21 protein-coding genes are annotated in these 24,591 nt (G+C 34.0%); 17 read left to right on the top strand and 4 right to left on the bottom strand.

Translation table 11 applies throughout. The annotated features are described in order from the left end of the window. The first annotated feature begins 23 nt into the window (after nucleotides 1-23). From ERL59_RS14465 to mutY, 3 genes are all read left to right on the top strand, one after another. Nucleotides 24-2,090, top strand: a complete 2,067-nt coding sequence (locus ERL59_RS14465) for a heavy metal translocating P-type ATPase (RefSeq protein WP_160646934.1) — start codon at nucleotides 24-26, stop codon at nucleotides 2,088-2,090. Between the two features lie 192 nt (nucleotides 2,091-2,282). After that, nucleotides 2,283-3,509 carry an MDR family MFS transporter gene (locus ERL59_RS14470; RefSeq protein WP_160646935.1) on the top strand — a complete coding sequence of 409 codons (1,227 nt, stop codon included), beginning with the start codon at nucleotides 2,283-2,285 and terminating at the stop codon, nucleotides 3,507-3,509. Between the two features lie 44 nt (nucleotides 3,510-3,553). After that, nucleotides 3,554-4,675 (top strand): A/G-specific adenine glycosylase, encoded by a 1,122-nt coding sequence (gene mutY / locus ERL59_RS14475; RefSeq protein ID WP_235929903.1) that lies wholly within the window; start codon nucleotides 3,554-3,556, stop codon nucleotides 4,673-4,675. Between the two features lie 438 nt (nucleotides 4,676-5,113). Here mutY and ERL59_RS14480 read toward each other — a convergent pair whose 3' ends face one another. Beyond that, nucleotides 5,114-6,172 carry an endonuclease/exonuclease/phosphatase family protein gene (locus ERL59_RS14480; RefSeq protein ID WP_160646936.1) on the bottom strand — a complete coding sequence of 353 codons (1,059 nt, stop codon included), beginning with the start codon at nucleotides 6,170-6,172 and terminating at the stop codon, nucleotides 5,114-5,116. A 336-nt stretch (nucleotides 6,173-6,508) separates the two neighbouring features. Here ERL59_RS14480 and ERL59_RS14485 point away from each other — a divergent pair, with 336 nt between their 5' ends. From ERL59_RS14485 to ERL59_RS14500, 4 genes are read left to right on the top strand one after another with little or no spacing between them, the layout of a single operon-like run. Next, nucleotides 6,509-7,240: an ABC transporter ATP-binding protein gene (locus ERL59_RS14485; RefSeq protein WP_160646937.1), complete on the top strand. Its 732-nt coding sequence runs from the start codon at nucleotides 6,509-6,511 to the stop codon at nucleotides 7,238-7,240. Next, entirely contained in the window at nucleotides 7,209-8,465 is a 1,257-nt protein-coding gene (locus tag ERL59_RS14490) for an efflux RND transporter periplasmic adaptor subunit (protein WP_160646938.1), read from the top strand. Before ERL59_RS14485 ends, ERL59_RS14490 begins: the two co-directional genes overlap by 32 nt. Nucleotides 8,466-8,477: 12 nt before the next feature. Further along, nucleotides 8,478-11,372, top strand: a complete 2,895-nt coding sequence (locus ERL59_RS14495) for an ABC transporter permease (protein ID WP_160646939.1) — start codon at nucleotides 8,478-8,480, stop codon at nucleotides 11,370-11,372. Nucleotides 11,373-11,375: 3 nt separating this feature from the next. Beyond that, the gene (locus ERL59_RS14500; RefSeq protein ID WP_160646940.1) at nucleotides 11,376-12,311 is read left to right on the top strand and encodes an ABC transporter ATP-binding protein; all 936 of its coding nucleotides are present in this window, start codon (nucleotides 11,376-11,378) and stop codon (nucleotides 12,309-12,311) included. Nucleotides 12,312-12,693: 382 nt separating this feature from the next. Here ERL59_RS14500 and ERL59_RS14505 read toward each other — a convergent pair whose 3' ends face one another. Together ERL59_RS14505 and ERL59_RS14510 are read right to left on the bottom strand one after the other, a co-directional pair. Continuing rightward, a complete protein-coding gene (locus ERL59_RS14505) occupies nucleotides 12,694-13,305 on the bottom strand; it encodes a superoxide dismutase (RefSeq protein WP_160646941.1) in 612 nt (203 codons plus the stop codon). A 154-nt stretch (nucleotides 13,306-13,459) separates the two neighbouring features. Further along, nucleotides 13,460-13,663 carry a hypothetical protein gene (locus ERL59_RS14510; protein WP_160646942.1) on the bottom strand — a complete coding sequence of 68 codons (204 nt, stop codon included), beginning with the start codon at nucleotides 13,661-13,663 and terminating at the stop codon, nucleotides 13,460-13,462. Nucleotides 13,664-13,946: 283 nt separating this feature from the next. On the opposite strand from ERL59_RS14510, the gene ERL59_RS14515 reads away from it, so the two are divergent. From ERL59_RS14515 to ERL59_RS21130, 9 genes are all read left to right on the top strand, one after another. After that, nucleotides 13,947-14,315 (top strand): GNAT family N-acetyltransferase, encoded by a 369-nt coding sequence (locus tag ERL59_RS14515; protein WP_160646943.1) that lies wholly within the window; start codon nucleotides 13,947-13,949, stop codon nucleotides 14,313-14,315. Between the two features lie 183 nt (nucleotides 14,316-14,498). Further along, nucleotides 14,499-14,942, top strand: a complete 444-nt coding sequence (gene rnhA / locus ERL59_RS14520) for a ribonuclease HI (protein WP_160646944.1) — start codon at nucleotides 14,499-14,501, stop codon at nucleotides 14,940-14,942. A gap of 6 nt (nucleotides 14,943-14,948) precedes the next feature. Next, on the top strand, nucleotides 14,949-16,124 hold the full coding sequence (queG, locus tag ERL59_RS14525; protein WP_160646945.1) for a tRNA epoxyqueuosine(34) reductase QueG: 1,176 nt from the start codon (nucleotides 14,949-14,951) through the stop codon (nucleotides 16,122-16,124). 84 nt (nucleotides 16,125-16,208) lie between these two features. Further along, a complete protein-coding gene (locus ERL59_RS14530) occupies nucleotides 16,209-16,418 on the top strand; it encodes a YneF family protein (protein WP_160646946.1) in 210 nt (69 codons plus the stop codon). Between the two features lie 32 nt (nucleotides 16,419-16,450). Then, a complete protein-coding gene (folE, locus tag ERL59_RS14535) occupies nucleotides 16,451-17,044 on the top strand; it encodes a GTP cyclohydrolase I FolE (RefSeq protein WP_160646947.1) in 594 nt (197 codons plus the stop codon). A 193-nt stretch (nucleotides 17,045-17,237) separates the two neighbouring features. Further along, entirely contained in the window at nucleotides 17,238-18,089 is an 852-nt protein-coding gene (locus tag ERL59_RS14540) for a helix-turn-helix domain-containing protein (RefSeq protein WP_160646948.1), read from the top strand. 63 nt (nucleotides 18,090-18,152) lie between these two features. Next, nucleotides 18,153-19,640: an amidase gene (locus tag ERL59_RS14545; protein WP_160646949.1), complete on the top strand. Its 1,488-nt coding sequence runs from the start codon at nucleotides 18,153-18,155 to the stop codon at nucleotides 19,638-19,640. Nucleotides 19,641-19,798: 158 nt separating this feature from the next. Beyond that, nucleotides 19,799-20,845, top strand: a complete 1,047-nt coding sequence (locus tag ERL59_RS21125) for a GTP-binding protein (RefSeq protein ID WP_235929905.1) — start codon at nucleotides 19,799-19,801, stop codon at nucleotides 20,843-20,845. Between the two features lie 36 nt (nucleotides 20,846-20,881). After that, nucleotides 20,882-21,775, top strand: a complete 894-nt coding sequence (locus tag ERL59_RS21130) for a translation factor GTPase family protein (protein WP_235929906.1) — start codon at nucleotides 20,882-20,884, stop codon at nucleotides 21,773-21,775. 9 nt (nucleotides 21,776-21,784) lie between these two features. Here ERL59_RS21130 and ERL59_RS14555 read toward each other — a convergent pair whose 3' ends face one another. Next, nucleotides 21,785-22,912: a Fe-Mn family superoxide dismutase gene (locus ERL59_RS14555; protein WP_160646950.1), complete on the bottom strand. Its 1,128-nt coding sequence runs from the start codon at nucleotides 22,910-22,912 to the stop codon at nucleotides 21,785-21,787. Nucleotides 22,913-23,149: 237 nt separating this feature from the next. Here ERL59_RS14555 and ERL59_RS14560 point away from each other — a divergent pair, with 237 nt between their 5' ends. Continuing rightward, nucleotides 23,150-24,556 carry a LysM peptidoglycan-binding domain-containing protein gene (locus ERL59_RS14560; protein ID WP_160646951.1) on the top strand — a complete coding sequence of 469 codons (1,407 nt, stop codon included), beginning with the start codon at nucleotides 23,150-23,152 and terminating at the stop codon, nucleotides 24,554-24,556. Nucleotides 24,557-24,591: the final 35 nt, after the last annotated feature.

The raw sequence follows: 24,591 nt of genomic DNA on the forward strand, positions 1-24,591 counted from the left end.
TCTAACTAAGAGGAGGAACAAGTATGAAGGAATATAAAATAGAAGGTTTAAGTTGTGCTAGCTGTGCAGCAGATATGGAAGAAAAAATTAAAAAGTTAGATCATGGAGAATCGGCTGCAATTTCATTCAATGCTTCTAAGTTAAAGATAGATGAAGGAGCGAATATTTCTAAAGTAAAGAAGATTTTAGCTAGTGACGGAGCTTCTTTAATTACTAATGAGGAACAACATGATCATTCTCATACTCATAACAATAAGTTAAAACTATTTTTGGGGATTTCTACAGGGTTGTTTTTACTCACCATCATTTTTGAGGCCTCTTTTCCAAACATACTGTCCGTTATATTTTATTTAACAGCAATCACCATGAGTGGATATCAAACTTTTATAAAAGGACTTAAAAATCTATTTCGTTTGAAATTTAATATTGATACATTGATGACTATTGCTTTAGTTGGTGCCATATCTATAGGTGAATGGAAAGAGGCAACACTTGTAGCCATTTTATTTGGTTTTAATGAGTATCTTGAAGGTCTAGGTATGGAAAAGGCTAGAAAGTCAATGGAAAAGCTGTTGAAGGTCGCACCTAAAGAAGCCGTATTAATTAAAGATGAAGTAGAAAAAGTGGTTCCAATTGACGTTCTGCAGAAGGATGATATCGTTTTAGTGAAGTCAGGTGAAAAAATTCCTTCTGACGGTATTGTTGTTGATGGCATCAGTTCGGTTAATGAAGCTGCTATCACAGGTGAATCGTTGCCTGTTGAAAAAGAAGTGAATGCTGAGGTTTTTGGTGGAAGTATTAATAATGAAGGTGTTTTAAAGATTAAAATAACAAAAGCATTTGAAGATTCTTCATTAGCCAAGATACTACATCTAGTTCAAGAAGCCCAGGAAACTAAAACCCCGACTGAACAATTTATTAATAAATTTGCAAAATATTATACTCCATTCATTATGATTATTTCTGTTTTAGTAATGACATTACCCCCATTATTCTTTGGTGGGACATGGGGAACATGGTTTTATCAAGGTTTGGCGGTCTTAATTGTAGGATGTCCATGTGCATTGATATTGTCTTCACCCATAGCAATTGTATCTGGTATTACACGAAATGCTCGAAATGGAATATTAGTAAAAGGCGGTGTGTTTTTAGAGCAATTAGGTAAAATAACTACAATTGCATTTGATAAAACGGGTACCTTAACTAAAGGTGAACCACACGTTGAAAAAATAGTAGAGTACGACAACAGATTATTGAGCATTGCTGGTGCAGTTGAAAATAAATCCTCTCATCCTATAGCAAAAGCGATTATGAAAAAAGTTGAGGAAGCTGGAGCTGGTTTCTCAGAATCTGATGAAATCAAAACTCTATCTGGACGTGGTATAGAAGCAACAGTAGATGGTATTAAGTATTTTTTAGGCAATGAAAAGAGCATTGAACATCTGAATTTCAATGAAGAAGTTTTAAGGGATATTGATGAGTTGAAAGCTCAAGGATTAACATTAGTGATTGTCGCAGATTTAGAGCATGTATTAGGGATTTTTGGAGTTTCTGATGAGGTCCGTCAGGAAAGCAAAGCAGTGATGGATAAACTTCGCCAAGCAGGAATCAAAACAGTAATGCTGACAGGTGATCATATACAAACTGCTAAGAAAGTAGCAAATCAAGTTGGGGTATCAGAATCTCATGCAAACCTGTTGCCAGAACAGAAAGTTGAAAAAATTAAAACTTTAAATGAAAATGGAAGTGTTGCGATGATAGGTGACGGAATCAATGATGCACCAGCACTTGCAGTAGCTGAGCTTGGGATTGCAATGGGAAAAGGTACAGATAGTGCAATAGAAACAGCAGATATCGTCTTAATGCAGGATCATTTAGGAAAACTACCTAGTGCCATCTCCATTTCAAAAAAGGTAAACAAGGTGATAAAATTAAATATTTCTTTAGCTTTAGGTTTAAAATTGATTGCACTGTTATTAACGATTCCAGGATGGCTGACGCTTTGGATTGCAATTTTGTCTGATATGGGTGCAACAATTTTAGTTTCTCTAATTAGTTTAACGATATTGATTGAAAATAAAGTGAAATGATGCTTTTAATGAATTAATCTAAGCTAGTCAACGATACGTTTATATCATCCTAGACAAAAAAAATCACCTATTGGTGATTTTTTTTGTCTAAATAGAATCAGTAATCATTGTAGTGACTTTGGAATATTAGGATGTATTTGATACAATGTTTTTTGTATTGATTGAATTGTAAATAAAGGAGCAGAACTTTATATGCTAATGAGGTTAAATTCAATCCATCCGATTAATAAAGTGCTGATTTTTGGTACCCTTTTTACAAGAATAGCCGTTTTTATGACTATTCCTTTTTTATCCATTTATCTATATAAAGTAAAAGGAATAGGTCTGGAAATGATCGGTTATATTCTTGGGACGAGCGCTCTTGTGAGCATATTTGGTGGTATAATAGGTGGGGGTCTTTCTGACCGATATGGAAGAGAGAAGATCATCATCCTCAGTATACTTTGCTGGTCTCTCGTGTTTATAGGCATTGGACTTGCGGATCATCTCTTTCTCTTTTTCTGTTTAAGTGGTTTAAACGGATTGTGCCAGTCTTTTTTTGAACCTACCGCCAGAGCACTTTTGTCTGATTTGACTAAACAAGAAGACAAACTTTTTGTTTTTAATTTAAGATATACAGCAATAAATGTTGGCGCAGCTATAGGACCATTAATCGGACTGTGGTTAGGTTCTTCCAATAATACGTTTGCTTTTTATCTAACTTCTAGCATTTATATCATCTATGGGATTGTTTTACTTGTTGTATTCCACAAGTATAAAATTAATGAAAAAACAGTTGAACTAACAAAACGCATTCAGCTAAAAGAAGCTGTTCATACCGTAAAAAATGATAAGGTGTTATTGTTTTCAGTAATAGGTTTTATTTTTGGTTTTATCGGATTTAGTCAATTCGGTTCAACCATGCCTCAATTTTTTGAAAATGCACCTCATCTAACTAATGGAGTGAAAATTTATTCCTATTTAATCATCCTAAATGCAATTACAGTTTTAATGATTCAATATCCTATTACAAGAATTGGGAAATGGATTTCTCCATTATTTTCAATTATGATAGGTATTCTTTTTATATCGATAGGGTTGTTTGGAATAGGTTTATTTAAAACAGCGTTGTTCCTCGTATTTTCTATGATTATTTTCACGATTGGTGAAGTAATGATGTTTACGATGACGGATTTGTTTGTAGATCAAATTTCAAAACCCTCTTTGAAAGGAACTTATTTTGGGGTTATGGCCTTGTCTATTTTAGGAGGTGCGCTTGGACCTGCTATTGGTGGCGTGTTGCTTGGACATTATGGTTTTGCTGCATCAGAAATTGTTTTTGGAATTTTAGCTGCTATCAATGCAATTGCTTTTCCGATTCTTATCTATGTAAATTATTTAAATAAAAAACGCGGGCGAAGGACCGACTCCACACTATAGATTTGTCGAAGGATTAAGCGAAATTAATTATTTAGGAGAGTAATATGGCAAACATGACAATACAAAAACAAGTTTTTGTAAAGGAATTATTAAATTGGTTTAGAGAAAATAAAAGAGATTTGCCTTGGAGAAAGCACAAAAATCCATACTTTATTTGGATATCAGAAATTATGTTACAGCAAACGAGAGTAGATACAGTTATTCCATATTTTCAAAATTTTATAAATAAGTTTCCTACAATAGATGCACTTGCAGATGCTTCTGAAGATGAAGTTCTAAAAGCATGGGAAGGTTTAGGTTATTACTCAAGGGCTAGAAATTTACATAGTGCAGTAAAAGAAGTGAAGGCAAGTTACGGTTCTGTTGTACCCAATAACCAAAATGATATTTCTTCATTAAAAGGGGTAGGTCCTTATACTGCGGGTGCTGTATTAAGTATTGCATACGATAAACCTGAACCAGCGGTTGATGGGAATGTGATGAGAGTATTGTCTAGGTACTTTTTAATTCAAGAAGATATTACAAAAGTTTCTACTAGAACCTCTATGGAAAAAATCATAAGAGAAATCATCCCACATCATGCTGCTAGTGATTTTAATCAAGGGCTTATGGAGTTAGGGGCATTAATTTGTTCTCCAAAATCACCAAGGTGTCAGACTTGTCCAGTGATGGAACATTGTGAAGCGCATTTAAATGGAATAGAAACTTCTTTACCAATTAAGAAAAAGCAAAAACCTCCAAAAGTAGAACAAAGATTAGTTGCTCTTATTGAAGGAAAAGGTGTTAATGAAGGTAAGATTTTGATTCGTCAGAGACCTAATAAAGGTTTATTAGCTGGGATGTGGGAATTACCTCATTACATAACAGAGAATCAAACTACAGATTGGATGGGATCTGATGAAATGAATGAGGATTATGTGATTGATCAATATGCTTTAGAAACAGGAACAGAGCTTGGTCATGGACAGTATATGTTTGATATCAATCATGTATTTAGTCATATTTATTGGGATATGAAAGTATTTCGATTCAAAGAAGATCATAGTTTAATAGAAAAAGATTTAATGCAACAAAAAAATAAATATCGTTATGTTTGGATTTCATTACATGAAGTAGATCAATATGTGTTTCCAAATGTATTCTTGAGAATTTTTAAACAGGTTTAGTTTTTATCATATATCTTTTTATCTATAGTAAAAGTCTGATCTAAAATTTCATGCAAACCCATATTCTATGGCAAACAAAAGAATCCATTTTGAAAAAAAGATTGATTCAAAATGGATTCTTAAATTTGAGATTGACTTCTTGATTATTATAAAAAAGTGTGATCATTATATTATCTATCTTCTCCAACAATTGCGCCATATAGGTTGAAGGAAAAACTTAGTAACAGTTTAGGACCCACAAGCAGTTAAAAGGAAAGTTGTTGTAAGAGCTTTCTAAACAATATTATATGGTATATTTTTTTAATTAGAATATGAAGAAATAGTTTAGCACTGAAATGTCACAATTCAGGTGAAATGATTAAGTTGAATTACAGTCACGGATAAAGCCAAGTTTCCCATTCTCTCTTGTTATAATAACAGAATAAAACAAGAGCCTAATTATTTTAACTTTAATATTGTAGTAACAGGATTATGGTCACTATGTTCAAATCCTAAATCATGTCCCTTTACATCTACAATTTCTATATTCTCTGACACTAAAAATCCATCAATGATGGTTACAAAATTTTCTCCCTCCACAAATGGTTTTATATTATCCCGTGCGGTCCAAACAGTAGTATCGATCGCCCATTGAAATTCATCCTCGGTAAAATTCTCTGGTAATTGTACGAGCCATTCAGGCCATTCCTCCATAAATTTCGGGTCTTCCAACTGAGCCTCAAACAGAAGATGATTCCAATCACCACCTAAAACGACATAATCGCCATTTTTGTAGTGTTCCTTCATATATTCTTTTAAGAAAGTGATTTGTTGAGCTCTTATTTTCCCACCTTTATCGTATGCCGATAAATGAACGTTTATCATTCTTAAATATTTTCCATTATCAACTGGTATTTTGGTTTCAATAATGGCTCGATCTAATTCAAACAATTGAACAGGCCATTTTTCTCTTCCTGGAAGCTGGTATCTTGTAGACTCATCTATCTTATACTTAGAAAAAGAAAGTAGACCACTATTGACATAGCCCATTGGATTTAAAATCGGAACGGGTACCCATGGAGTGTTATAGTTATATGCAAAGGTTGAACCATAACCTTTTAAACGTTCTTTAAACATAGTTACTTGATTCGTGTTATAGGATCTACTAGCTTTAACATCTATTTCTTGTATAAGAATAAAATCAGAATCTGTATTTTGTAAAAAACTTTGAGTATTTTCAAGATTGTTCAACGTTTGCTTTTCACTACTTGAACGTGAGCCTTTTCCCCCGTCCATAAAAAAGTCTTGGTCCTTATCCAATCCCCCATATCCAATATTAAAAATAGTCGTACTAAATGGCTCTCCCTGCTTTAATACCTTTTGGTTGTTATTTTCAACCTCCAACTCAATAACATCTTCAGGCATTTCCTCCGTTATGGTCATAAAGGCTAAAAACAATGCAAGAGAAAGACCTACAACAACTATTAAAATTACAAATAATTTAATTGTTTTTTTCAAATGAATACTCCCCCTTATTAACTTATTATTCTAGATTATTGTGACTCCCACCTTCTTATAAATCATTAATGAACCCAATCTTTCAGAGTTTGATCAAACAAAGGACAAGATGTAAAATCAAATGAAACCTCTTCTAATCTCTTCTCGTAGTTAAATCATATAAATTGAATTCGATTTCATTAAAGTTTGGGGTTTTCTTTTGTGTTATTTTAAGATAATTTGTTATTTCATTAGATAATAAGCCAAATTCATTGTGTTCACCTTTATACCAAGTATAATTGTTTTAAAATACCCATAGAAGATGTAGTTAGAACTTTTAAAGATAGGGGGAATGTAATGATTCTCGAACAACAACGTAAAATAGATCCCAAACAAGATTCAATTATGGTAGCACAAGGAGTAAAAAGAACATTTGGCAAAGGGCACAATGCTGTTCACGCTTTAAAAAATGTGAACTTAAACATACCTAGAGGTTGTTTAGTAGCACTAAAAGGCAGATCTGGTTCTGGTAAAACAACACTATTAAATGTACTGGGAACATTGGATCAACCTACGGAAGGGAATGTTTTTTTTCAAAACAATAATATATCGAATTTATCAGATAAAGAACGGACGAATCTTCGAAGGAAAGATATTGGACTCATCTTTCAATCGTTTGCTCTAACACCCTATATGACTGCGTTAGAAAATGTTGAATTTGCATTAAGAATTGCTGGCATTCCAAGTAAAGAGCATTTGAAACTAGCAGAGGAAGCTTTAAGTTTGGTAGGTTTGAAAAAAAGAATGAAACATAGACCTTATGAGTTATCTGGAGGGGAGCAACAAAGAGTAGCCATTGCCAGATGTATTGCTCAGCAGCCAGCATTAATTTTAGCGGATGAACCAACAGCTGAATTAGACAGTAAAATGGGTTTTCAAATTATTCAATTGTTTAAGAAATGCATTCAAGATACAGGTATGACGATTGTATTAACTACACATGACCCGGATGTTATGGAATTGGTAGATTATCTGTATGAATTGGAGGATGGCGAAATTGTTCAATCAAACCAAAATGCAATCGATTAAATTTATTTTCATACCTTTTTTAATTTTCACCCTAGCTGGATGTTCATTGATTCCTGTAGAAGAAGATGATTTAGCTCCCCCTTTAATAGAACCAAAAAAAGAAGAAGTGAGGCTGTTAACTGTTGAAAAAGGCTCCATTGTAAAAAACCTTAATTTACAAGGGAATTTCAGATCTTCTATATCAGAATCTCTATATTTTAAACAACATGGTGGAAGAATTGTGTCCATTGATGTGAAATTAGGAGATACAGTGTCCAAAGGAGATGTGATCGCTCAGTTAGAAAATGAAGAATTAACCAAAAGAGTTCAACAACAAAAGCTTGCGTTGGAGAGAGCAAAAATTGAATTGCAAAGAGCTCAGCAAGAAATTGAGTTGAATTTGCCAGACACGCAAATCGATCTTGATTTAAAAAGTTTAGAAGCATCTATCGAGGATGCAAAAACGAACTTAGAAAGAACAACACGTTTATATGAAGAAGGAGCTGTTTCCCTGCAAGATCTAGAAGTTGCACAGCAACAAGTAGAGCAATTGGAGCTTTCTTATGAAAAACTCCTGATTAGTACTGAAGGTAGTAAGGCTTATCCAGTTGATGAACAATACATTAGATTATTAGAAATTAACGTAGAAACTGCCCAGATTGAATATAACTATCTGCAGGCGCAATTGAGTAATACGAAATTGGTCGCGAATATTGATGGTGTTGTTACTTATATTAATACTTTAAAAAGAGGGGAAGAAGTCATTGCTTACGATCCTATCGTTGACATTTCTAATTCTGAAAATTTATTCATTCTAGCAACATTGGATAATGCAGAAGAAATTTTAGAAGCCAAAGATGCGGAAATTAATCAGCCTGTTGAAGTAACATACGATGGTAAGACCTATATAGGAACAGTAGTACAAACACCTGAAACTGCTCCAGAATCTGCGGATAGAGAAGTGACAGAACTTAATAAGACATCCATATTTGTGAAACCAAATGAGGAACTTCCTGATGGGGTCGACATTGGTGATCGTGTTGATGTAAAGATTACGTTAGTTGAAAAGGAAGATACGATTGTAATTCCTTCTGCTAGTTTACATAGCTATTTGGCTCGTAACTTTGTAAAAGTGTTAGATGGTGAAAGTAGAGTTGAGGTTGATGTTGAAATTGGTATAGAAACAAAAACAGAAGTTGAAATCATTAGTGGTTTAGAAGAAGGTCAACAATTGATTCTTAACTAAAGGGGGTAAATGATGGCTATTCTTACAATGATCATTCGAAAAATGATCAAAAACAAATGGCTTGAAGTCAGTTTACTGCTCGGTTTAATGCTTTCCGTTGCCCTCACTAGTAGTATTCCTATCTATACAAATGCCATTTTGCATCGGATGTTAGTAAAAGATCTTCAGAATTTACAATTGAAAGAAGACATATTTCCTGGTCGATTTGATGTTTCATCTTCTATAAGAAGTTCAATGCCGCCTGAAGATCGGGAAAGCTATCTTTCAAGTGTAGATAAATATATGGAGGTACAAATTCCAGAGCAACTTTCATTACCAATAATAAGTTATGCCAAACATAGAGAAACATTAAATTACTCTTTTATTCCACTTGAAGAATTTAATTTTTTAAATGAATTAGCAGATGATGAAGAGAAAACAAATCCATTGAGTAGTAAAAAAATCAATATAGTGGGTTCATCTGAATTAAATGATCATATCAAGCTTGTAGATGGGCGACTGCCATCAAACCAAGTAGAAAATGATGTTTATGAAGTAATGATAACGGAAGGGTCCCTTTCTGCATTAAACATTACATTAAATAAAGAAATTGTTATTCTAGATGGTAGTAATAAACTAATCACTGTGAATCCTGTTGGTATTTTTGAACCTAAGGATTATAGTGATGTGTACTTTAATAAAAGTCTATCTAATACATCACTTTATTTAGATTTTGACTTGTTCGAAGAGAAATTTACTTCAGAGAATATATTACCTGTAAGGAACAGTTATTGGAACGTATCTTTTGATTATCAAAGTATACGATTAACATCGGTTGATAAATTAATTGATGCTTTTACGGGTCTGAAAGGATACTTAACCCCTTATACAAATAATGACAAAAATATTAAAGGGAATGAAGTTGAATTTCCAATTATAAGCATACTGGAAAACTATGATATGAAACAACAAAAGTTAAAAACGATGGTTTCGTTTCTATACATTCCAGTATTAATTATGATTGCTTTTTACATCTTTTTAGTTTCGAACTTAATCATTGAAAGGCAGAAAACGGAAATTTCTGTCTTGAGAAGTCGAGGTGCAAATCGTCTACAAATTTTAGGCGGTTATTTAATCGAAGGGTTAATTTTAGGGAGTATCGCTTATTTTTCTGGAATATATTTGGCAAAATTGTTTACTTTGATATTAGGTTCTTCTAATGGTTTTTTACAATTTGTGCAGCGAACATCTTTAACGGTTGAAATTACTGGTGGAGCTTATGTTTACGCAGCTTTTGCCGTTGTAGGAACTATTATTATGATGTTAGTGCCTGCGTTTATTCATACACGTCAAAATATTGTTAGCTTAAAGAGAAGCATGTCTAGAAGTAAAAAGACTTCATTTTTACATAAATTTTATTTAGATATCGTATTTATGTGCGTTGGGTTGTATGGGTTATATACTTTTAAAAATCAAATGAAAGATTTTATTAATTCTGGAGTATTTACGAATGAATTTTCAATTGATCCTCTTTTATTTATCGTTCCTAACCTTTTCATAATCGGAATGGGATTATTTCTTCTTCGTATATACCCATGGATGATTCAGTTTATATATTGGTTTGGTAAAAAAAGATGGAGTCCAGCCTCTTATTCTACCTTATTGCAGGTCGGGCGTTCTTCTACACAATATCAACTATTGATGGTATTTATTATTTTGACACTTTCAACAGGGATGTTTAGTGCTAGTGCAGCAAGAACAATTAATAGTAATATGATTGATAAAATTTCCTATACAAATGGAGCAGATATCGTGATGGAAGTGGAATTTGGAAACGACAATCCTGACCAATATCTGCCTGGAGCTTCAGAAGATGCATTGGATAATACACATACAAACTATATTGAACCTTCTATAGAGGTTTTTAAAAACTTACCCGGAATTGAACATATCACAAGAGTATTTAAAGAGAATAATGTGAATTTCACCAATAGTAAAGTAAATACAAAAGTACAATTAATGGGAATTGATACAGCAGATTTTGGACGTGTAGCATGGTTTAAAGAAGGTTTAATGGATCATCATTTTTATGATTATTTAAATTTAATCGCAACCAATCCTCAGGCTATTTTGATTTCAAAATCTATTGCAGATACTCATGAAATTAAAGTAGGTGATATTGTGAACATGGGGTGGATTGGTACGAATAATGTTGAATTTATTGTGTATGGGATTATTGATTATTGGCCAAGCTGGAATCCAAATTCTGTACCAAAGCCTAGTATAACAGCTTCAGAAACACCACAATTGGTTGTAGGCCATTTAGATTTCATACAATCTCGCTTGGCACTTAGACCTTATGAATTTTGGGCTAAATTAAAGCCTGATTTTTCAAATACAGCTCAGTTGTATGATTCCATAGAAGAAAAGCGTATCTGGTTAAATGATTTAACAAATTCAAATGCTCAGATTATTAAGGTTAAAAATGATCCATTTCAGTTAGCGATTAACGGTGTTATGACCTTAGGTTTTATTATTTCTATTTTAATTAGCTTATGTGGGTTTTTATTGTACTGGATTTTAACACTGAAGGGCAGAACACTTCAATTAGGAATGTTGCGTGCAATGGGGCTTAGATTTTCAGAGTTGGTTAAAATGCTGATATTAGAGCAAACACTGACAACGGGTGCAGCGATGATAATGGGAATAATAACAGGTGTTGTGACGAGCAGATTGTTTGTAACTTTATTTCAAATTACATTTAATCCACTTGAACAGGTCCCACCGTTTCAAGTTGTCATCGATCCTTCAGATCAAAGGCAGATTTATATCATAGTTAGCATGATTATTTTGATTGGTATTATGATATTAGGATATATGCTATCACGAATCAAAATTCATCAGGCCTTAAAATTAGGGGAGGATTGAGATATGATTTTGTGCGAAAATCTAGTGAAGATTTACAAAATTGCCGATCTTGAGGTAGTGGCCTTACAGGGGTTAGATCTTGAAGTGAAGGATGGCGAACTAATGGCTATCATCGGAAATAGCGGCAGTGGCAAATCTACTCTATTAAATATGTTAGGTGGTTTAGATCGTCCATCAGCAGGAACTGTTTCTGTCAATGGATTAGATTTATTAAAGTTTAAAGAGAAAGATTATGTTAAATATAAACGAGAGACGGTAGGATTTGTTTGGCAAAATAATGCAAGGAATCTAATTCCATATTTAACAGCTTTAGAAAATGTAGAGCTACCTATTCTTTTAAAGGGTCGTCGTAAAAAAGAACGGGCTAAGGAACTTCTGGAAGCAGTTGGACTAGGACATCGAATGAATAACACATTAAATCAGCTCTCAGGTGGAGAACAGCAGCGTGTAGCCATCGCTATCGCTTTAGCGAATCGTCCAAAATTACTGTTAGCCGATGAGCCTACAGGGTCTTTAGATACTAAAATGTCTGATCAAATCTTAGATTTGTTCCAAAAATTAAACGAAGAATATGGATTGACGATTGTGATCGTAACACATGATCCATTATTAGCTAAAAAGGTGAATCGTGTTGTCGCTATTCGAGATGGAAAAACCTCATCAGAAATGATTCGAAAAAGATCAGTTGAGGAGCTCGATCAATTAGGTCTTGGCTTTGAAGAAGATGAGACACATGAAGAATTCGCAATTCTAGATAAAGCTGGTAGATTGCAAATTCCTGATACTTATTTAAAGTCCATAGGATTAGAAGATAGTAATAAAGTCCAACTGCAACTTGAGGATAGCAAAATTATTCTTACCTCCCCAAATGATAACGAAAAAGGGAAAAAAGGCAAGATTGAGAACCAGTATAAAGAGGATAAAGAGACAGAGAATTAAAAATGGCTTGATGCAAATCCTGATGAGTGTGTTGTTAACAATCCGCAAAAGCCTAGCACATAAACTCAAGTATTACATATTATAAATTAAGCAATTAGAAATAATTGCACACAGAGGTACTTTGATTACTGTCATAAACATTCCTTTCTTTTATTGAAGGCTTCTCCTGTGGGAGAAGCTTTTTTATTTGGCTGCAATTGGTCTAAAGGGAGCAATATAGGTCTAGTATTCCCCTTTATTTATTAAAATTTATAAAAACCCACAAAACCTAATTTGATATACTTCCCTTAAATAGCAGATTATTAAATAAAGGGTAGTATACCATTACATTTAGATTTGTGGGTTTTCATAATTCTATTCCTTATTTCATTTAGGTAAAGATTTATTTAGCAGCTTCGTAACGCTTAGCTACTTCATCCCAATTCACTACATTCCAGAATGCACCGATGTAATCTGGACGTTTGTTTTGATATTTTAAATAATAAGCATGCTCCCAAACATCTAATCCTAAAATTGGAGTTTTACCTTCCATAATCGGGCTGTCTTGATTTGGAGTACTGCTTACTTCAAGTTTTCCGTTTTGGTCTACACTTAACCAAGCCCAACCACTTCCAAAACGAGTAATGGCTGCATTAGCAAAATCCTCTTTGAATTTATCAAATCCACCGAGTTCACTTTCAATTGCATCTGCTAAAGCTCCTGTTGGTGCTCCTCCAGCGTTTGGTGCAATGACTTGCCAGAATAATGAATGATTAGCATGTCCACCTCCGTTATTACGAACAGCTCCGCGGATGTTTTCAGGAACACTATCTAAGTTAGCAATAAGTTCTTCAATACTTTTACCTTCAAGCTCAGCATTTCCAGCAATTGCATCGTTTAATTTTGTTACATAAGTTGCATGATGGCGATCATGATGGATCATCATCGTTTGCTCGTCAATGTGTGGTTCAAGTGCATTATTTGCATATGGTAATTCAGATAATTGATGTGCCATGTTAAAAAAACCTCCCATTATATGTATTCAAACAATATTATTACAACCATATTATCACTTATTTTTGATAATAAATCAACATTTATGTTTAAAAAGTATGCCTTTTTGGTTTAATAAACATTTTCAATATATTTATGTAAAGTAGGAAGTGTTTTCAATCTGTAAAATTTGTGTCACCTGTATCACCTCCTCTTCTTTTAATTTCATCTATTATTTTATGATGATAAGAAACACCTTCGGCATTTAACCAGGGGGATAAGTCACTCATTGTTTGATGATGCAATTCTAACTCTTCTATCTTCCAATCTTTTAGCTGAACGTCTTGTAGATGCTGTAAATTTCTTTCATTGAAATACATCTCATCACCTCAGCATTAATATTTACATCTACAAATTAGTTTATTCTGCATAATTATGAAAACGCTTAAAATAAAGCGTTTTCAAGAGAAAATAAGAGATAACTTAAAAAAAATTAATAATATTGCAGGAATTTAACGATTTTTGTCGAATTTTATTATAAAATAAATATGCAGACATTATTGTATTCGTAATAATATTCATGAAAGTACTGTTAATAAGGTTCTATTTTTATAAATGCTATTCTTTATGTAATGAATGAAAAATGAAGGGGAGTCATTTAAGATGAATTTACGTTCTTTTCAACTATCTGATTGTGAGAAGGTTACAAACTTATTAAAGGAAGTATTGTCTGATACATGTTTCAAAAAAACAATTAAGGTTTTTTCTAAACAATTGTCTTACGATAGTGAACTAGTTATTATCGCAGAAAATGATAGTGAGGTTGCTGGCGTTATTATAGGATCGATTGAGAATAAACAAGGTCTGTTCATTTTAGTAGAAGATCCTAGTTATACACATAATGAAGTTGGAAAGAAAATGGTAAAGAAATTAAGGGAACGTTTTGTACAAAGAAAAGTAAAGGAAATGAATGTCACTATGCATGATATTCAAATTGAAGAATCTCATCAAATTGACTCAGTCTGTTCATAAAATAAGAAGTTTATTTGTTTTTCATATTATACCTTAAGAGGTATGAGAAGCTGATAATAAAGCATTTTACTTTTTAATGTATGATGTGATAGGATGATTCACTTGACTTCACTTTTTTTTGGATATATGATATGGTCGATTTAGTTATATGATAACCCAATTTGAAATGAGGGGGGTTATAAGATGAAAGAAGTTACAATATATACAGATGGAGCATGTTCTGGCAATCCTGGCCCTGGAGGTTGGGGTGCTATTTTATTATATGGAGAACACCGCAAAGAAATATCAGGAGGAGAGCCAAACACAACCAATAATCGTATGGAGTTGGTTGCAGTTATTGAATCTTTAAAACAATTAAAATCTCCTTGCAAAGTAAAACTTCATAGTGATTCTGCATATATAGTGAACTGCTTTAAACAAGGTTGGATTGATAATTGGAAAAGAAACGGTTGGAAAAATAGTAAGAAACAACCCGTGGAAAATCAAGATTTATGGAAGACACTAGATGGTTTGATGAAAATTCATGATGTAGAGTATATTAAAGTAAAGGGTCATAGTGATAACGAGTTAAATAACCGCTGTGATTTTTTAGCTGTACAAGCGGCAAAAGAGCAATCTTTGAGGTGAAAAGTTTTGAAATACTCAGTTGTTAAATCATCAAGAAATGATTGGGAACAATTAAAAGATGAGATTATTCAAGCAGCATCCTCACTCGGAATAGATAAGATAGGGTTTGCTTCGGCAGACCCTTTTTTAGAATTAAAGCAAATTTTATTAAATCATCGTAATAAAGGACATGAATCTGGTTTTGAAGAACCTGATCTAGATAAAAGAGTTGATCCTAAACTTACTATGGAACAACCCCGCTCTATTTTATCCATAGCTATTGCTTATCCTTCAAAGTTGAAAGCCCCACCTAAATCTGAAAAAGGTGCATACAGAGGCATGATCTCCAGATCAGCATGGGGAGAAGATTACCATCATGTGCTGAAAAAAAGATTGTTGAAGTTGGAGAATTTTATTAAAGATAGAGTATCTGATGCCAGACTTGAAAGTATGGTGGATACAGGGGTTTTAGTTGATAGGGCAGTAGCTGAGCGTGCTGGTTTAGGCTGGGTAGGTAAGAACTGCGCTGTTATTACACCTGAGTTTGGTTCTTGGGTATATCTTGGAGAAATGATTACTAACATACCATTTAGTCCTGATCAGGAAGTAACAGAAGAGTGTGGAGATTGTACGATATGTATTGATGCTTGTCCTACAGATGCTCTTGTAGGCCCAGGTCAATTAAATTCAAATCGGTGTATATCATTTGTAACGCAAACGAAAGGGTTTGTAGATGACGAATTAAAGGAAAAGATAGGTAATCGTCTGTATGGCTGTGATACATGTCAAATCGTTTGTCCTAAAAATAAAGGGAAACATTTTACTCATCAAACAGAGTTTCAACCAGATCCAGAGATTGTGAAACCACTTCTTAAACCATTATTATCATTAAGTAATCGTGAATTTAAAGAAAAGTACGGATTTAGCGCTGCAGCTTGGAGAGGTAAAAAACCCATTCAACGAAACGCAATTACTGCATTAGGTGTCTTTAAAGATCAAAGTGCAATTCCTGTATTAAAAGAGCTGCTTTTCAAAGATCAGAGACCAGAAATAAGAGAAGCTGCAGCATGGTCATTGGGTAAAATCAATACAGAAGAGGCACTTGAAGTAATTAAGCAAGGAATTTCTCAAGAAAAAAACGAAGTTGTATTAGACTCACTGGCAAAAGCAGAACAACGTATTACGAATTCAGAGTCGTTATAAATTTGACGAATTCACATGAATCAAGTAAAGTGTATTATGGTTGATTGGAGTTTGATTGGATAAATATTGACGAGGTGAATATGTATGGCAGATGTTATTATTCCAATTGTGACCCTTATTGTAGGTCTTATAATAGGTTTTTTTGTTGGTGTATTTTATTTAAGAAAGCAACTCGAAAAAATGCAAAATAATCCAGACATGCTTAAGGAAATGGCAAAGAAGATGGGTTATAATGTAAATAATCAGCAAATGAATCAAATGCAGAAAATGATGAAAAATAAAAAGTTTAGATAAATTGTATTGAGTTAAGAAAAGAGGAATTTATCATGGCAGGTTTTAAAGATTATAAAAATGACCTAGTAAGTGATAATAGAAAAATAATAGAGGATCATATCAGAGAAATCTTAAAACTTATTGGGGAAGATGTGGAACGAGAAGGATTGTTAGATACCCCAGCTCGTGTGACACGTATGTATGAAGAAATTTTCTCAGGTTACAATGTTGATCCGCGGAAAATCTTAGATGTTACCTTTGATGAAGATCATGAGGAGTTAGTCATAGTCAAGGATATTGTGTACTATAGTCAGTGTGAGCACCACATGGCACCGTTTTTTGGTAAAATCCATATCGGTTATATTCCAAAAGGAAAAATAGCTGGTCTAAGTAAATTTGCTAGATTAGTGGATGCAGTTACACGTAAGTTACAGGTACAAGAGCGTATAACATCAGAGATTGCTGATATCATGGTAGAGGTTTTAGATCCTCAAGCTGTTATGGTCATCGTTGAAGGAGAACATTTGTGTATGTGTTCCAGAGGTGTGAAAAAGTACGGTAGTAATACCATCACTTCAGCTATGCGTGGTGCATTTTTAAATGACCCAGCATCTAGAGCTGAATGTCTCTCTCTTTTAAAAGATTAAGAAAATGATAATGGAATTTAAAACACCAGTTCATGAACTGGTGTTTTTTTGTTAATATAGACTCAGGTATCTTAAAAAATGGGTTAATCCAAAGCAGGTATTGATAGAATTGCTTATATTCGGTTTTTAGTATCATTAAAAAGTACTAATGAATTTTTATAATTTATTACTTGAAAGAAAAAGAGGTAGAATTGTGGACTATATTGAAAACCTCTCAAAAACAATTATTTTCATAGAAGATAATTTAACAAACAAAATAACAATTGAACAAATTAGTAAACAAAGTGGTTATTCCAAGTTTCACTTTCAAAGACTATTTCATCAAGTGGTTGGGGAAACAGTAGCTCAATATATTATGAATCGAAGATTAACTGAAGCAGCTAAAAAATTAGTCAGTGATACTACAAGTATAATAGATGTTGCTTTTGAATTCGGTTACGACTCCCATGAAGTTTTTACAAGAGCTTTTAAAAGAAGATTTAAAGTCAGCCCATATCAATTTAGACAAATCAGGATAACAACGGAATACCTCTATAAAAAACCGATCAATACGCAATACTTAACAAATAAAAACTTTAATTTATTAGATGATATAGAGGAAGTATCATTTGAAAATATGTTACTTAGTGGTTACCAGACTGCAAATGGTTCAAGGGAAGAGATCTTATCAAGCTGGTCAAAACTACGTGGGAACATAACTGCAATCGATGAGAGGGATTTTAATGCCTATGGAGTCATTCAATATCCAGATACTTTTGGTTTAGAGATTGATTTCACATATCTTGCAGCAGTTAAGTCCGTTCATTTAAAAAACCATAATGATCCGGATTTGAAGTCAGTGAGTTTGCCTAATAGTAAGTACATCGTTTTTTCACATAGAGGATCAACTAAGGATTTGCCCTTATCTTATGAATATATTTATGGGGTATGGTTATCAAAGTCAAAGTATGTAGTAAGTAGTTCTTATGATTTTGAAAGATATCATTCATTTGCAGATCGATCAAATCCAGTGATTGAAATTTGCATACCTGTTCAAAAAGTATAGCACTAATCATCAAGTTTTTATATCTTTTCTCCTGTATCTTTAAATATGAAGGGAGAGATGATCATGAAACAAGATGATTTTTTATTTTATTCTGCTACAAAAATTGCCGAATTAATTCGAAGAGGAGAGTTGACTTCAGAGCAGGTGACAAGCGCACTAATTCAAAGGATTCACACATATGATCAAAAAGTAAATGCAGTTGTGAACAAGGATTTAGAAAAACTAATAAATGATGCAAAGAGAGCGGATAGGGAACTGAATAAGGGTATAGTTCGTGGACCACTTCACGGAGTTCCCATCACAATAAAAGAATCTTATGCCATCAAAGGTATGAAAACAACAATTGGGTATACTCCTTTCAAAGAATATACTACTGAATATGATGCTACTGTTGTACGTCGTTTAAAGGAAGCTGGAGCGCTCATTATAGGTAAAACAAATGTGCCACCACTGTTGATGGATTTACAAACCGATAATGAGATTTATGGAAGAACAAATAATCCTTGGGATTTGAATCGTACACCCGGAGGGAGCAGTGGTGGTGGAGCTGCAGCAGTTGCTGCATGTTTTAGTTACTTAGATATAGGAAGTGATATAGGTGGCTCATTAAGAATACCTGCTCATTATTGTGGTGTGTATAGTTTGAAGCCCACAGAACATTCAGTTTCAGCATTCGGACATTTTCCTATGCCGAAAAAGTCAAAACCCCCTGAATATCGCTCATCAAGACACCTTGCTTGTTATGGCCCTTTAGCAAGGTCTATTGATGATTTAATTTTAGCTTATTCCACAATAACTGGTTCCGATCTAAATGATATGAAAGTGCCTCCTCTAAACAATCACAAAATAGAAAAGTTAAATTTAAGCAATTTTAAAATCGCTTGGATGGATCAGCTTGAAGAAGTTCCTGCTGACAGGGAAGTTATAGATTATATTCATAGATACGTAGAAAAGCTTAAATCGCTTGGTATACAAACTGTAAAAATAGAGCAGTTTCCAGTGAGTACAAACAAAGTTTGGCAAACATGGGGGAAAATGATTGATGCAGAGTTGAATTCAGGTAAACCATCACTTATAAGGGGAATTGAGCACTTCTTTACAAGAAATCTTCAGAAAAAATATCCAACTTCAAGTAAATTAATACCTCTAACTTTTAAAAATTATATGAGAACTTTAACACAGAGGGAAGATCTTATTTCATCATTTGAAGCGTTCATGCAATCGTATGAAATGTTTATTTTGCCAGTTAGTGTTACGGCAGCTTTTCCACATATTAAAAAAGACAAACTAATAGGATATCAGCCAATTTATAAAAACCCAGTGTATGTCGATGATAAACCGATGAACTATTGGCAGGCGACTGGAGCCTATACAAATTTATTTAATGTATTAGCTAATCCAGTTGTAACCATACCTATTGGATTAAATAAAGATAATATGCCCGTAGGAGTACAGTGTGTCGGAAAGAGATGGGATGACTTCAAGTTACTACACACTGTGAATCAGATCGTCAATGAATTGAATATGGATGTTCCAAAAGTGCCATTTTAGAACATATTTTAAACTTATTAATAGTCGAGATCTAATAAGATGGCTGTATTTTATGTAGTAAGTCTTAGTTCAGTTGTAATCAACTAATATCTACTGATACAATACTATTTAGTATAGAAAATAGCATTGAAAAGACTCAAGAAATAGGTGGTACAGATTTGTTAAATTCATTTAATAGAAGAAATATTGGAATTTTTGCACATATAGATGCTGGAAAAACAACTACAACAGAACAGATGTTATTTAAGGGGGGGCAAATTCGCTCCCTTGGAAGTGTAGATACAGGAACAGCACAGACGGATTGGTTGGATGTTGAAAGAGAACGCGGTATTTCGGTGCTTGCGGCGACAATAGAGTTAATATGGAGAAATACTTTTATTAATATTGTGGATACTCCGGAACACGTTGATTTTTTGTCAGAGGTAGAAAGAAGCTTACGAGTGATGGACGGAGCTATACTTATCATATCTGCAGTTGAAGGTGTTCAGCCTCAAACAGAGGTTATTTGGCATGCTCTTCGTAAACTTAACATTCCAACTTTGATTTATATTAACAAAATAGATCGGATAGGGGCTGATCCTAATCGAGTGATTAAGAATATTCATCATGAGTTATCAACAACTGCTGTTCCGATACAAAATATTCAGGGGGTAGAAGAGTCTTTTGAAGGTGTTTGTTTTTGGCATGAACAAGAACAGGTGTCTGAACAACCTCTTTATGATCAAATTGTAGAAGTCGTTTCAGAACACGATGACTCCGTTTTAAATCAGTATTTAGAAGGTGAACATATATCAAACGAACAGCTTAAGGAGAAATTATCTTTATTATCAAAAGATGGGCAGGTCTTTCCCGTATTATTTGGTGCTTCAAATAAAGGAATAGGAATCCAGGAGCTTATGGATGCCATGATTGATTACCTCCCGCATCCTGAAGGATTAAAGGATGCTCCTTTGTCTGGGATTGTATTTAAAATCGATAGAGATCATAAGTTAGGAAGGCTGGCTTATGTCAGGTTGTATCAAGGCAGTATTCAAAATAGAGATTCAATTTATAATGTTACACAAGCTATTGAAGAGAAAGTAACACAAATCCGGAAAATCCATGGCAATAAAAGTGAAGACTTGGGAGAGCTCCATGCAGGAGATATTGCTGCACTTAGCGGTTTGAGTCATGTAAAGATTGGAGATATATTAGGCAGTGCTTAAGGTGTTCCTTTACACCCTCACATGGCTATTCCTCTTTTGACAGTAAAAGTAGAATGGGGGGAAGAAGAGGAATATCCAGCTGTTGTTAAAGCATTGCAAGAATTGTCTGATGAGGATCCACTATTAAATTTGCAGTGGCATCAAGAGGATAGAGAACTTCATATTAAAGTAATGGGGAAAATTCAACTTGAAATCCTAACAAGTTTAATAAAAAGCCGTTTTCAGCTAAATGTCAAATTTGGACAGCCGTCTGTAATATACAAGGAGACACCAAAACAAATAGGACAAGGAATTATTCGTTATACGATGCCAAAACCTTGTTGGGCAGTATTACGATTTAAAATTGAACCTGGTGAGAGAGGGAGTGGGGTGACTTATCATTCTATTGTACGTAAAGAAGATTTGTTAGAGCGCTATCAGAATGAGGTGTCTCGGAGAGTTCCCGAAGCATTGGAACAAGGGTTGTACGGATGGAATGTAGTAGACTTAAAAATCACATTAATAGAAGGGGAGCATCATGCAGTTCATACTCATCCACTCGATTTCGCTGTAGCTACACCTATGGGAATTATGAATGGTTTGAATCAAACGGGAACGAAGTTGTTGGAACCGATGTTGAACTTTAGAATATCTGTTCCTGAACAATTTGGAGGAAAGATTCTTCATGATCTGTCTCAGATGAGAGCAACATTTGATTCACCGATGCAGCAAGAAGATCGATTGATTGTAGAAGGAATCATACCATTGTCTACTTCGATGGAATATTCCGTTGAACTTGCTTCTTTAACAAAAGGAAGGGGAACAATGACAACCTTTTTTCACGGTTATCAGGAATGTCCAGAAGGGGTGTTGGTTACTAGAGAAAGAAGAGGTATTAACCCCTTGGATCAGTCCAAATATATATTAAGTGTTCGTAAGGCACTTTCATAGTTGCAGATTTCAGTATGCCACCCATTTCAACCTTCTAGCTTGTGCAAAACGTTCATTCACATGCTCCCAATTCACCACATTCCACCAAGCATCAACATACTCTGGTCGATTGTTCATGTATTTCAAGTAATAGGCATGTTCCCACACATCTAATACAAGCAATGGGATAACATCCCATTGTGATAGATTTTGGTGTTTTTCTGCTTGTAAAATTTCTAGTCGATGACTTCTTGGACTCCACACTAAAATAGCCCAACCTCCCCCTTCAACATTATTAGCAGCTGCGGAAAATTGTTTTTTGAATTCATCAAAGCTGCCAAAATCTTTCGTGATTTGCTTACTAATTGCCCCGGAAGCATCCCCCCCACCTTCTGGGGACATGATATTCCAAAAGATGGTATGTAGATAATGACCGGCCCCGTTAAAAGCTAACTCTCTTTCCCAATGTTTAATTAAAGAGAAATCGTTTGATTGTCTAGCTTTTTCTAATTGTATTTCAGCATTGTTTAAACCATTTACATAAGCTAAATGATGTTTATCATGGTGTATTTTCATTGTTTCTTCATCTATATATGGCTCCAATGCATCATACGAATAAGGTAGAGGAGGTAAAGTATGCTTTCCGATTGGAACTGGCTGTTCTGTTATTACACTTTCTTCTTCTTGTGAGTCTGTTGAGATTCGAACTGACTCATTCGTATTATCCATTTGAGAATCAGTTGGAGTTAGTAAATATCCGTTAAGTACTCCTAAGAAATAGTCAGATTCGCGAATAATATGTAACATGACAGTAACGAGCGTTTGATTGGTTTTAATTACTTCACTTTGATCCATCATTTGATATAACTGTTTAATGAATTGCTGTGATTGTGTAATACTGCTCTCAATAAATTGCTCCATATGTTCTAATTTATGGTTTTGGTTTTGTGATCGGATAATAGATTCGATCCATTGTTGAGCTGCACTTTCCATCTTAGCAAAGACGATTTCCCATTCCTGAAGTAGTTTGACATACTGTTCCTCTAAATCAGGAGCGAGTTCACGTATAACAACCGTATGTTCCTTTTCTTGCATTTTCCAAAAACGAATTTCCTCTAAAATTCGAAGTGGCATTAAACTGCCATACACTTTAAGCATAAAGTTTTCCCCCTATAAAATAGAAAAAAGCTTGTTCAATAGTGATCAATCGTGATGACCTGCCTTTTTAAAAAAAAGGTTGTATGTGAAATCATATGAAGAAAAAAAGAAAACTATGTCTATAAAGAGCACTCTCCTCTTTTATAACAGTCGTTACATCTATATTGAATGTATATATTTAACGTCATTTCTCTAAAACATTTTGAATACTTATATAAAAAAAGAGGAGGGTACTTTATGGTAATTCATACGATAAACCCAGGCGAAACACTGTGGCAAATTGCAACATCTTATCGTGTACCGATGGCGAAAATAATTGAAATTAATAAATTACCAGATCCAAATAAATTAGTGGTCGGTCAATCCATAGTAATACCAACAGAAGATTTTGTTCACATTATTAAGCCAGGAGAAACATTATGGAAAATTGCTCAAAATTATGGGACATCAGTTCAAACGATAGTACAGGCAAATCAAATTAGTGATCCTGCAAATATTTTTCCAGGGGGAAGGTTGTATATTCCAGCACCACGATATTATGTTAGACCTGGAGATACGTTGTGGCAAATTGCTCAGAATTATGGGATCTCATTACAAACATTAATAAGTGTAAACGATATTAAACCTCCATATGTTATATATCCAGGTATGATGTTAATCATCCCCCGAAAAGAAAAACCTGCTGTTGATGTGAATGCATATATTTACAAACTAGGGGATGAGGCAATTCCAATCGTCAAAGAAGTTGGTGAATATATAACTTATTTAACTCCTTCTGCTTATGTGATTAAAGAAGATGGGAGTCTTCAACAAATTGAGGATTCTCAAGCCATTGAGACTAGCCTTGAAGAAAATGTTGTACCGATGATGTCGATTACAAATTTTACTGCAACAGATCCAGGGTCAGATCTTGCACATGATGTTCTAAATAATCAAGAATTACAAGAGAAATTGATAACAAACATTTTAACGACGATGAAAGAGAAAGGGTATCAAGGTTTAAATGTAAATTTAGAAAATGTTCTCCCAGAAGACCGTGAGCCATATAATCAATTTCTTCAACTTGTTGTAGATCGTTTACATCCAGAAGGTTATTTTGTTTCAAGTGCCTTAGTACCAAAAGTAGGTCCTAAAAATGATGCATATGATTATGAAGCACATGGCAGAATTGCTGACTTTGTCATATTAATGACATATGAATGGGGTTACAGACTTGGACCTCCACAAGCTATCTCACCAATAGATCAAATTAAACGTGTTCTGGATTACGCAGTCACAGTTATACCTAGAGACAAAATATACTTTGGCTTTCAAATCTATGCACGAGATTGGTTGCTTCCTCATGTACAAGGTCAAGAGGCTGAAACATTTAGTTCTCAGGAAGCTATATTAAGGGCTATAAAGTACGGAGCAGATATTAAATACGATAATATAACTCAGTCGCCATATTATCGTTACAGAGATGAACAAGGCAGAATGCATGAGGTATGGTTTGAAGATGCGCGAAGTGCACAAGCCAAATTTGATACCGTAAAAGATTATAATTTAAAAGGAATTAGTTATTGGGTTCTAGGTTATCCATTTCCACAGAATTGGGTATTGCTTGAAGACAATTTTACGGTTACAAAACAAACAGAAGAATAAAACATACTTCCATCACCCAGTTATGATAGGTATAA

Source organism: Chengkuizengella marina (genome assembly GCF_009910845.1).
Classification (GTDB): Bacteria; Bacillota; Bacilli; order Paenibacillales; family KCTC-33759; genus Chengkuizengella; species Chengkuizengella marina.